We start from the raw sequence: 7289 nt of genomic DNA on the forward strand, positions 1-7289 counted from the left end.
AGTGTTTTTTTTGCACTACTACATAATACTTTCGGCTGAGACCGGTCGGTCAAAAAATGCTCGATCAGTCGACCGCGTCGACCTTGAGGCGCAGGGTCATGTCTTCATGGCCCTGGGTGGTGTGGCGGCGCAGGAATCCGCTCTGGTCGGACTGATTGTCCGCGTTCACTGCGCCGATGGTGATCCATTCGCCGAGTTGCCCGCTGACCTTGGTGTCGGTGCTCTGCACGTCGATCACGCCCGGCTGGCTGCTGTTCAGGCGATCGCGGTTGCTGCTGATGCTGACGTGCACCAGTTCACCGCTCAGGGTGGCGGTGACGTAGAAGCCGCGCGTGACGTTGCGGTATTCGGTATTGCTGTAGCGCTCGCCGTAGGCGCCACTGCTGGTGGTGGTGATGGGCACGCTCTGGCCGACCTGGATCAGCGCCGGGTAGCCCTCGGTGGTCTGTACCTGCTGTACGCCGCCGCCGCGGCTATCGGTGCTGCGGCGGATGATGCGCACCTGGTCGCGGCCATGCACTTCGCCGCGCCCGGCCTGGACGTCGACGCCGCCGACGCTGGCCGAACCGTTGACCGCATAGCCGCGATCGTCCTGGAAGTTGCTGTCGCTGGTGTCGACGCTGATCAGCAGCCGCCGCGGACGGGTGTCGAGCTGGTCGATCAGATTGCGCAGCTCATCGATCTTGGCCGGGCTGGCGTTGACGATCAGCTGGTTGCCATACGCGCTGACCCGGCCCTCATTGCCCAGCACCGACTGTGCCGTGGGCAGCATCTCGTCCGCCGTGCGATAGCGCAACTGGATGAGCTCCGTGGCCGCCTGCAGGGGCAGGCAGACCAGCAGGAGGAGGGCGGCGAGCAGGGCGCGCGAGGTCATAGCAGGAAGCTCCGCAAGTCGGGGTCGGTGGTGCTCAGGTCCCAAGCCTGGTCGAAGCGGGTCTGCTGCAGCCGGGTCCTTCCGGGGTCGTTGTACAGGGCGTAGCCGGCGATCTGATCGGGCACGGGGCGCACGAGCAGGCCTCGGTCGTCGGCGATCAGATAGGCGAGTTGTTCCGAGGGATAATCCGGATTGATCCGGCGGATCTGCAAGTTGCTGGGAATGCGCCGACTCAGGTTGAGCAGGCGGTGGCCTTCCTTCACGGCGCGACTCAAGTCGCGCACCAGGATGCGCAGCTGACATTTCGGATCGCTGATCAGGAGGCGGGTGCAGGCCTGCTGGATGGCGCTGTTGTGGTAGAGCCAGGGTTCCAGGTCAGGGCTGTACAGGCAGAGACTGCGGCGCGCCTGCTGCATGAGGGCCAGGGCATGGGCGCGGGCGTCTTCAGGGTTGCTGAAGCGCTCGAGCCGATCGTGGGTGCCGAGGATGAAGGGCGCGGGCTCCCAGCCCGGCGCTTCGGCCTGGGCTGGAGGCGGGTTGTGCACGCTGAAACGCCCCGGCGACTGGAATTCGATGGCCGGCAGTTCGACTTCGTTCTCAGCGGGTTCCGGGGCGTTTTCCTTCATGTCTGCCTCTATTGGCTCTCGCGCAGCATGTCTACGTGGGGGATGCCAGCCTCGAGGAACTCGCTGCTGACGATCTTGAAGCCGTGGCGTTCGTAGAACGCGGTGGCATGGACCTGGGCGGACAGCATCTGGCGCTTCAGGCCGCGGCGTTCGGCTTCGGCGATGGCCGCCTGCAGCAGGCGGTCGCCGACTTTCAGCCCGCGCCAGTCCTTGAGCACCGAAACGCGGCCGATATGGCCGTCGGGGAGCAGGCGGGCGGTGCCGATAGCATAGTCCCGCTCGAAGGCGAGAAAGTGCACGGCGTCCGCATCTTCAGCGTCCCATTCCAGTTCCGGCGCGACAGACTGCTCGGCGATGAATACGGCTTCTCGGATGCGGCGCAGGTCGGCATTGTCCTTCTGCCAGTCGGCAACACGGACGTGTATCTCACTCATCGGCAAACTCCAGACTTCCTTGCTTGACCAGTTCCAGAAGAAGCTTACGCCCCTCGTCATCGGCCAGCCATTGGCCGAGATTCTCCAGATGCAAAGCGTCGGCGGCGCAGATCAGCTTCAGCAGTTCGCGCAGGATGCCCGGCAGCAGGCGGCTCTGGCCGCTGGCGAACAGCACCAGGTCCGTGTCGACCTCGGACCAGGCCAGGCGCGCGCTGGGGTTGCGCACCAGTACCGCGCCGTCCTCGATGGCGCCGAGGAAATCCTCTTCCTCCACGTCGGCACCTGCCACCAGCTCCGGGTAGCGCGGCTCGGTCATGAACTGGCCGAACCAGGTGAGCAGCAGGCGCTCGTCGCTCATGTGTTCATTGAGCAGGGACTTCAGGCGGTCCAGGGCATCGTGCTGGATCTGGTGCGGGTCGCTCACGGGGGTGGCGCCAGCGTCGCTGTAGCGCTCCTCGTCCGGCAGGAACTGGGCGAGGAAGTCGGTGAAGTGGGTCAGCACTTCGGCGGCGCTGGGCGCACGGAAGCCCACCGAGTAGGTCATGCAGTCGTCTTCGGCGATGCCGAAATGCGCCAGGCGCGGCGGCAGGTAGAGCATGTCGCCGGGCTCCAGCACCCACTCGTCGGTCTGCTGGAAGTCGGCGAGGATGCGCAAGTCGGCATGGGGCAGCAGGGCGCTGTCGCCGTCGCACATCTGGCCTATCTTCCAGCGGCGGCGGCCGTGGCCCTGGAGCAGGAACACGTCGTAGTTGTCGAAGTGCGGGCCGACGCCGCCACCCGGGGTGGCGAAGCTGACCATGACGTCATCGATGCGCCAGCTCGGCAGGAAGCGGAACTGCTCGAGCAACTCGGCCACGTCCGGGACGAACTGGTCGACTGCCTGGACCAGCAGGGTCCAGTCGCGTTCGGGAAGGTTCTGGTAGGCGTCCTCGGCGAAGGGGCCACGACGCAGTTCCCAGGGGCGTTCGCCGTGCTCCAGCACCAGGCGCGACTCGACTTCCTCTTCGAGGGACAGGCCCGCCAGTTCATCGGGCGAGATGGGGCTTTCGAATTCGGGGATGGCCTGGCGGATCAGGAGCGGCTTCTGCTGCCAGTAATCGCGCAGGAAGTCGCGCGCGGTAAGGCCGCCCAGAAGTTGAAGAGGAGTATCAGGATTCATATCTAAGCCTTTGAAATAAAAACGCCCGGCACAGCCGGGCGTGCACTGGTTCACAACCAATCAGATGCGCTTGGCCTGGGCTACGGCATTACCGATGTAGCTGGCGGGGGTGAGTTTGCGCAGTTCGGCCTTGGCCTCGGCAGGCATATCCAGGCCGTCGATGAAAGTCTGCAGGGCTTCGGGGCTGATGCCCTTGCCGCGGGTCAGTTCCTTGAGCTTTTCGTACGGGTTTTCAATCGCGTAGCGGCGCATCACTGTCTGGATCGGCTCGGCGAGCACTTCCCAGCAGGCGTCCAGGTCTTCAGCAATGCGCTGAGCATTCAGCTCCAACTTGCTGATTCCCTTGAGGCTTGCTTCGTACGCAATCACGCTGTGGGCGAAACCTACGCCCAGGTTGCGCAGCACGGTGGAGTCGGTCAGGTCGCGCTGCCAGCGGGAGATCGGCAGCTTGCTGGCCAGGTGCTGGAACAGGGCGTTGGCGATCCCCAGGTTGCCTTCGGAGTTCTCGAAGTCGATGGGGTTGACCTTGTGCGGCATGGTGGACGAGCCGATCTCGCCGGCGACGGTCTTCTGCTTGAAGTAGCCGAGGGAGATGTAGCCCCAGACGTCGCGGTCGAAGTCGATGAGGATGGTGTTGAAGCGGGCGATGGCGTCGAACAGCTCGGCGATGTAGTCGTGCGGCTCGATCTGGGTCGTGTAGGGGTTGAACGCCAGACCCAGGTCGCCTTCGATGAATTCGCGGGCGTTGGCTTCCCAGTCCACCTGCGGGTAGGCGGAGAGGTGGGCGTTGTAGTTGCCGACGGCGCCGTTGATCTTGCCCAGCAGGGGCACGGCGGCGACCTGGGCGATCTGGCGCTCCAGGCGATAGACGACGTTGGCCATTTCCTTGCCCAGGGTGGTCGGCGAAGCCGGCTGGCCATGGGTGCGGGAGAGCATGGGCACGTCGGCGAAGCGCACGGCCAGGTCGCGGATGGCGTCGGCGAGCTGGCGCATCAGCGGCAGGATCACCTGGTCGCGGCCTTCGCGCAGCATCAGGGCGTGGGACAGGTTGTTGATGTCCTCGCTGGTGCAGGCGAAGTGGATGAACTCGCTGACCTTGGCCAGTTCCGGCAGCTTGGCGGCCTGCTCCTTGAGCAGGTATTCCACGGCCTTGACGTCGTGGTTGGTGGTGCGCTCGATTTCCTTGATGCGCTCGGCGTGCTCCAACTGGAAGTCTTCGGCCAGTTGGTCGAGCAGGGCATTGGCTTCAGCGGAGAAGGGCGCGACTTCCGGGATACCGGCATGAGCGGCAAGGCGCTGCAGCCAGCGGACCTCTACCTGGACGCGGCAACGGATCAGGCCGTATTCACTGAAGATCGGGCGCAGGGCGCTGGTTTTGCCGGCGTAGCGGCCGTCTACGGGGGAAACCGCGGTGAGCGAGGAAAGCTGCATGAGGGCGTTCTCGGACAATCGGTCAACGAAAAGGGGCGCACATCATACACGGAATTCGTCCCGCTCACCGCTTCCCCGCCATGGCCGTGCGACGCATGGCGCGTAGGACTCAGCCGCGCAGGAGCGGGTAGAGCTCGTTGAGCAGCTTGCGGCGGCTGAACAGCAGCTGCCAGCGGTTGCCGCCCAGCTGGCGCCAGAGGCGCGCGGCGCGGATGCCGGTGAGGAGCAGGGCGCGGATTTTCGCGGCATTGCTCGACTGCTGCAGGTGGCGCATGTCGCCGTGCACCTGAATGCGCTGGCGGAAGGTGCTGAGGGTGTCCTGGTAGAGGCTGGCGCAGGCGGCGATGACGTTGTCGTGGACCAGGCCGAAGTGCTGCACCTGCTGCTGGATCTGGTCCAGGCGGCTGCCGATGACGTCGAGCATGTCGCCGCGCTTGGCCAGCTGGCGCTCCAGGGTGAGCAGCGCCAGGGCGTAGCGCAGCGGTTCGCGTTGCAGGCTCGATGGGTCGCGCTCGAGGGCGCTGACCAGGGCCTTGTAGCCGTCGCGCAGGTTGATGTCGTCGCCACCGTAGACGTCGAGGGTGTCCTTCGGGTCGCGTATGAGCAGGCTGCCGAGCATGCAGCCCAGCGGCGGCTCGCTGATCTGGCCGGTCTTGGCGATTCGGTCCACTAGCGCGGCGGCCTCGAATACGGCGCCCAGGGCAACGAGCTGTTCGCGGGTCTGGTTCATGGGCGCTGTACTCCTGCATCCCGGGGCTCGGCGCTTTCTATCACGCCGCCGCCGAGGCAGATTTCTCCGTCGTAGAAGACCACCGACTGGCCCGGGGTGACAGCGCGCTGAGCCTCGTCGAACACCGCCACGTAGCCGTCAGCGGTTTTCTCCAGGGTGCAGGGCTGATCGCTCTGGCGATAGCGCACCTTGGCCTTGAGGCGGCGCGGCTGGTCGAGATCGATCGGGTTGACCCAGTAGATATCGGACGCCTTGAGGGCGCGGGAGTAGAGCCAGGCGTTCTCGTTGCCCTGGCCGACGATCAACACATTGCGCGCAAGGTCCTTGGCCAGGACGTACCAGGGATCATCGCTGGCGTCCTTCATGCCGCCGATGCCGAGGCCCTGGCGCTGGCCGATGGTGTGGTACATCAGGCCGTGGTGGCGGCCGATGACGTCGCCGTCGACTGTCTGGATCTCGCCGGGCTGGGCAGGCAGGTACTGCTTGAGGAAATCGGTGAAGCGGCGCTCGCCGATGAAGCAGATGCCGGTGGAGTCTTTCTTCTTCGCCGTGGCCAGGCCGTACTTCTCGGCAATGGCGCGCACTGCCGGCTTTTCCAGTTCGCCCACCGGGAACAGTGTGCGGGCGATCTGCTCGCCGCCGACCGCATGCAGGAAGTAGCTCTGGTCCTTGTTCGGGTCCAGGCCCTTGAGCAGCTCGGTGCGGCCGTCGATGTCCCGGCGGCGTACGTAATGGCCGGTGGCGATCAGGTCCGCGCCCAGGGACAGGGCGTAGTCCAGGAAGGCCTTGAACTTGATTTCGCGGTTGCAGAGGATGTCCGGGTTCGGCGTGCGCCCGGCCTTGTATTCGGCGAGGAAGTGCTCGAACACGTGGTCCCAGTACTCCGCCGCGAAGTTGGCGGTGTGCAGCTTGATGCCGATGCGGTCGCAGACGGCCTGGGCATCGGCCAGGTCCACTTTGGCGGTGCAGTACTCGGTGCCGTCGTCCTCGTCCCAGTTCTTCATGAACAGTCCTTCCACCTGATAGCCCTGCTCGAGGAGCAGGAGGGCGGAAACCGAGGAGTCGACGCCGCCGGACATGCCGACTATGACGCGGGTATTGGCTGGATCACGCATGGGAATCTGCACTGGCTGGTAAGCAAAAGCGGAATTCTAACAGGGCACGGGCCGGTCAGGCGACGCGGATCAGGCTGAGGGGGAAGCGCTCGCCGTCCAGGTAGTCGTCTATGCAGCGCAGGACCAGGTGGCTGCGCCAGCGGTCCTTCTCGGTCAGCAATTCGTCACGGGTCAGCCAGCGTGGGCCGATGATGCCTTTGTCCAGCTGCTGGTCCGGGTGGTGGCGCAGCGGTCGGGCAGCGAAGCAGACGCGCTGGTAGGTCACGCCGTTGCTGGGGGCGGTGTAGAGATAGATGCCGGTGACGGCAGTCAGTTCGACTTCCCAGCCGGTTTCTTCCAGCGTTTCGCGCAATGCCGCCTGAATCAGGCTCTCGTCGGCTTCCAGATGGCCGGCTGGCTGATTGAAAACCGCGCGGCCATCCGCCAGTTCCTCGACCAGCAGGAAACGTCCCTGGTCCTCGACGATGGTTGCGACGGTGATGTGGGGTTGCCAGCTCATCGGGAGCTCCAAGTGAAAACGCACATGATAAGGCGTCGGCGGCAGCAAAAAGAAAGGCTCTGTCTCCGTTAGCTGTTGCAGCACCGAATAGAAGTGTCTAGCACGGACCTTTCAGACCTGCGCACCGGCCTGACACATCCCTCTCCCCCGGCCCCCGCCCTGCGCCCCNGCCTGATCGCTTCGCGCTCAGTCGCTCATCGGCACCGGAAGCGGTGCTTCCGAAAGCGTGCCTCTTCGCCCCAGAGGTAGAGGGGTGACTCGCGCCTGACAGGACGCGGTAATCCTGACTCCTGGTCATTGCCTGAGCCTGTGCAGCAGAGGTGGGGCGGCGACTCTGCCCCGTCAGGAGGCCGAGCGAAAGCGTTGCGCAGGGGGTTGAGCGGCATGGATGCCGCGAGAGGCGTGCGGGGCCATGGATGGC

8 protein-coding genes are annotated in these 7289 nt (G+C 65.1%); all 8 read right to left on the reverse strand.

Annotated features, from left to right (window positions below; all coding sequences use genetic code 11):
• Positions 1-64: 64 nt before the first annotated feature.
• Positions 65-874, reverse strand: coding sequence for a secretin N-terminal domain-containing protein (locus E8F11_RS11670; RefSeq protein ID WP_280288994.1), 810 nt, complete (start codon positions 872-874; stop codon positions 65-67).
• On the reverse strand, positions 871-1500 hold the full coding sequence (locus tag E8F11_RS11675) for a histone acetyltransferase HPA2 (RefSeq protein ID WP_280288995.1): 630 nt from the start codon (positions 1498-1500) through the stop codon (positions 871-873). Before E8F11_RS11675 ends, E8F11_RS11670 begins: the two co-directional genes overlap by 4 nt.
• A gap of 8 nt (positions 1501-1508) precedes the next feature.
• Positions 1509-1934: a GNAT family N-acetyltransferase gene (locus tag E8F11_RS11680; RefSeq protein ID WP_280288996.1), complete on the reverse strand. Its 426-nt coding sequence runs from the start codon at positions 1932-1934 to the stop codon at positions 1509-1511.
• Positions 1927-3093, reverse strand: coding sequence for a cupin domain-containing protein (locus tag E8F11_RS11685; protein WP_280288997.1), 1167 nt, complete (start codon positions 3091-3093; stop codon positions 1927-1929). The genes E8F11_RS11680 and E8F11_RS11685 overlap by 8 nt, the downstream gene beginning before the upstream one ends.
• 60 nt (positions 3094-3153) lie before the next feature.
• Positions 3154-4524 (reverse strand): adenylosuccinate lyase, encoded by a 1371-nt coding sequence (gene purB, locus E8F11_RS11690; RefSeq protein WP_280288998.1) that lies wholly within the window; start codon positions 4522-4524, stop codon positions 3154-3156.
• 109 nt (positions 4525-4633) lie between these two features.
• A complete protein-coding gene (gene hflD / locus E8F11_RS11695) occupies positions 4634-5254 on the reverse strand; it encodes a high frequency lysogenization protein HflD (protein WP_280288999.1) in 621 nt (206 codons plus the stop codon).
• Positions 5251-6369 (reverse strand): tRNA 2-thiouridine(34) synthase MnmA, encoded by a 1119-nt coding sequence (gene mnmA / locus E8F11_RS11700; protein WP_280289000.1) that lies wholly within the window; start codon positions 6367-6369, stop codon positions 5251-5253. The genes hflD and mnmA overlap by 4 nt, the downstream gene beginning before the upstream one ends.
• 55 nt (positions 6370-6424) lie before the next feature.
• Positions 6425-6868: an NUDIX hydrolase gene (locus tag E8F11_RS11705; protein ID WP_280289001.1), complete on the reverse strand. Its 444-nt coding sequence runs from the start codon at positions 6866-6868 to the stop codon at positions 6425-6427.
• Positions 6869-7289: the final 421 nt, after the last annotated feature.

Origin of the sequence: Pseudomonas sp. BN417 (genome assembly GCF_029871205.1) — a bacterium.
Classification (GTDB): Bacteria; Pseudomonadota; Gammaproteobacteria; order Pseudomonadales; family Pseudomonadaceae; genus Metapseudomonas.